General features: G+C 62.5%; 4 protein-coding genes. All 4 read left to right on the forward strand.

The features are described 5' to 3' along the window. Positions 1-716 (forward strand): carbohydrate ABC transporter permease (locus JOY90_RS02880; protein ID WP_291689661.1); only part of this gene is annotated, 716 nt, incomplete at its 5' end. Next, a complete protein-coding gene (locus JOY90_RS02885) occupies positions 716-1522 on the forward strand; it encodes a carbohydrate ABC transporter permease (protein WP_291689662.1) in 807 nt (268 codons plus the stop codon). The genes JOY90_RS02880 and JOY90_RS02885, both read left to right, overlap by 1 nt. A 200-nt stretch (positions 1523-1722) precedes the next feature. Beyond that, a complete protein-coding gene (locus JOY90_RS02890) occupies positions 1723-2052 on the forward strand; it encodes a DUF2160 domain-containing protein (protein WP_291689663.1) in 330 nt (109 codons plus the stop codon). A 131-nt stretch (positions 2053-2183) separates the two neighbouring features. Next, positions 2184-2734: extracellular solute-binding protein (locus tag JOY90_RS02895; protein ID WP_291689664.1), on the forward strand; the 551-nt coding region annotated here is incomplete at its 3' end.

Raw genomic sequence — 2734 nt, forward strand, 5'->3', positions numbered from 1 at the left:
TCGGTGAGCGGTTCTTCGCTTCGCTCTGGCGCAACCTGTTCTTCTCGGCCGTGATCCTTGCGATCGAGGTGCCGCTCGGCATCGTGATCGCGCTGTCGATGCCGCGCGAGGGCTGGACGGTCGCGGCCTGCCTCGTGATTCTCGCGCTGCCGCTGCTGATTCCGTGGAACGTGGTCGGCACCATCTGGCAGATCTTTGGCCGGCCCGACATCGGCCTGCTGGGCTATGTGCTGAACCAGCTCGGCATCGACTACAATTACGTCTCCAACGACTTCGATGCCTGGACTACCGTCATCGTGATGGATGTGTGGCACTGGACCAGCCTGGTCGCGCTGCTCTGCTATGCCGGCCTGAAATCGATCCCGGACGCCTACTACCAGGCCGCCCAGATCGACGGCGCCTCGCGCTGGGCGGTGTTCACCGCCATCCAACTGCCGAAGATGCATCGCGTGCTGCTGATCGCGGTGCTGCTGCGCTTCATGGACTCTTTCATGATCTACACCGAGCCGTTCGTCGTCACCGGCGGCGGGCCAGGCAACTCGACCACCTTCATCTCGATCGAGCTGGTCAAGATCGCGCTCGGCCAGTTCGACCTCGGCAAGGCTGCGGCGCTGTCGCTGGTCTACAACCTGATCATCCTGATCGTGTGCTGGGTGTTCTACACCGTCATGACCAATGCCGGCGCCGAGCGGTCGCCGAAAGAGGGAGCGGCGTGATGCATTCGATCCCCGGCCGCCGCCTCATCATGGCGCTGTTCCTGATCTTCCTGCTCGTGCCGATCTATTGGCTGGTCAATATGAGCTTCAAGACCAACAACGAGATCGTCTCGACCATGACGCTGTGGCCGCATGCGCCCACGCTGCAGCACTACCGCCGCATCTTCACCGACGAGAGCTGGTACTCCGGCTACATCAACTCGCTGAAATACGTGGTCATCAACACCGTGATCTCGGTGTCGGTGGCGCTGCCGGCGGCCTATGCATTTTCGCGCTACCGCTTCCTCGGCGACAAGCATCTGTTCTTCTGGCTGCTGTCGAACCGCATGGCGCCGGCCGCGGTCTATGCGCTGCCGTTCTTCAACCTCTATTCCGCGATCGGCCTGTTCGATACGCCCTGGGCGGTGGCGCTCGCGCACTGCATCTTCAACGTGCCGCTGGCGGTCTGGATCCTCGAAGGCTTCGTCTCCGGCGTGCCGCGCGAGATCGACGAGACCGCGTTCCTCGACGGCTATTCGTTCCCGCGCTTCTTCGTCAGGATCCTGGTGCCGCTGATCGCGAGCGGCATCGGCGTCGCCGCGTTCTTCTGCTTCATGTTCTCCTGGGTCGAGCTGCTGCTGGCGCGCACACTGACCTCGGTCGACGCCAAGCCGATCTCGGCGGTGATGACGCGCACGGTCTCGGCCGCCGGCATGGATTGGGGCCTGCTCGCGGCCGCCGGCGTGCTGACCTTGATCCCGGGCGTGCTCGTGATCTGGTTCGTTCGCAACTACATCGCGCGCGGCTTCGCGCTGGGCAGGGTGTGAGGCGAGCCATGATTGAACACTCTTCGAACCCAGCGCTCCGCTCCACCTCGCCCCGCTTGCGGGGAGAGGTCGATTTGCGCAGCAAATCGGGTGAGGGGCTCTCTCCACGAGTCCGGCTCGTGGAGAGAGCCCCTCACCCCAGCCCTCTCCCCGCAGGCGGGGAGAGGGAGCGCTGCGCGTCGTGTGGAGGAAGATAGGCCATGGAAAGCATCGCATGGATGGCCTGGACGTTGCCGACCGCGATCTTCTTTGCGGCGCTCGGGCTGACGCTCGCGGTGATGATCTATCTCGCCGCCGCCTATCCCGAAGCCGATCGCGTCGGCGTCCTGCGGATTCCGACCACGCGCGGCGACCGGCTGTTCATCTCGCTGATTCTGACCGCCGTCATTCATCTGTTGTGGATCGGTCTGGTCGGCACCGACGCCATCGCTACTTTGCCGATTGGGGAAGAAGGATTTGAGCTGTCGAGCCTGTGGCTCGCAACCGCGATTTCGCTGGGCATGGCCGTGATCATTTTCCGCACGGTCTAGCCTTTAAGTGAAAGCACAGATCCGGGGTTTCAACCCGGGCCTGATTGATTGTCCATCGCTATAACGGAGGAACCGACATGCGACACTTTGATAGAGGCAAGGGACCCCTCACCAGGACCCGGACTTTGATGATGACGAGCGCGTTCGCGCTGATCGCAGCATCCGCGACGGTCACGGCGCCCGCCTTCGCCGACGATGCGGCGGCGAAGAAATGGATCGACAATGAATTCCAGCCTTCGACCCTGTCGAAGGACGACCAGATGAAGGAGATGCAGTGGTTCGCGAAGGCCGCTGAACCCTTCAAGGGCATGGAGATCAACGCCGTCTCCGAGACGCTGACCACGCATGAATACGAATCCCGCACGCTCGCCAAGGCGTTCGAGGAGATCACCGGCATCAAGGTCAAGCACGACATCATCCAGGAAGGCGACGTCGTCGAGAAGATCCAGACCCAGATGCAGTCCGGCAAGAACGTCTATGACGGCTGGATCAACGATTCCGACTTCATCGGCACGCATTTCCGCTACGGCCAGGCCGTCGACCTGACCGACTGGATGAAGGGCGAGGGCAAGGACGTCACCGATCCGATGCTCGACGTCGACGACTTCATCGGCAAGTCGTTCACGACCGCGCCGAACGGGCATCTCTACCAGTTGCCCGACCAGCAGTTCGCGAACCTCTA

The organism is Bradyrhizobium sp. (assembly GCF_019242285.1).
Classification (GTDB): domain Bacteria; phylum Pseudomonadota; class Alphaproteobacteria; order Rhizobiales; family Xanthobacteraceae; genus Bradyrhizobium.

Excerpts from the sequence above, each read along its gene's own strand:
- JOY90_RS02885 (WP_291689662.1), top strand. The coding sequence starts at position 716 with ATGCATTCGATCCCCGGCCGCCGCCTCATCATGGCGCTGTTCCTGATC.
- JOY90_RS02890 (WP_291689663.1), top strand. The coding sequence starts at position 1,723 with ATGGAAAGCATCGCATGGATGGCCTGGACGTTGCCGACCGCGATCTTC.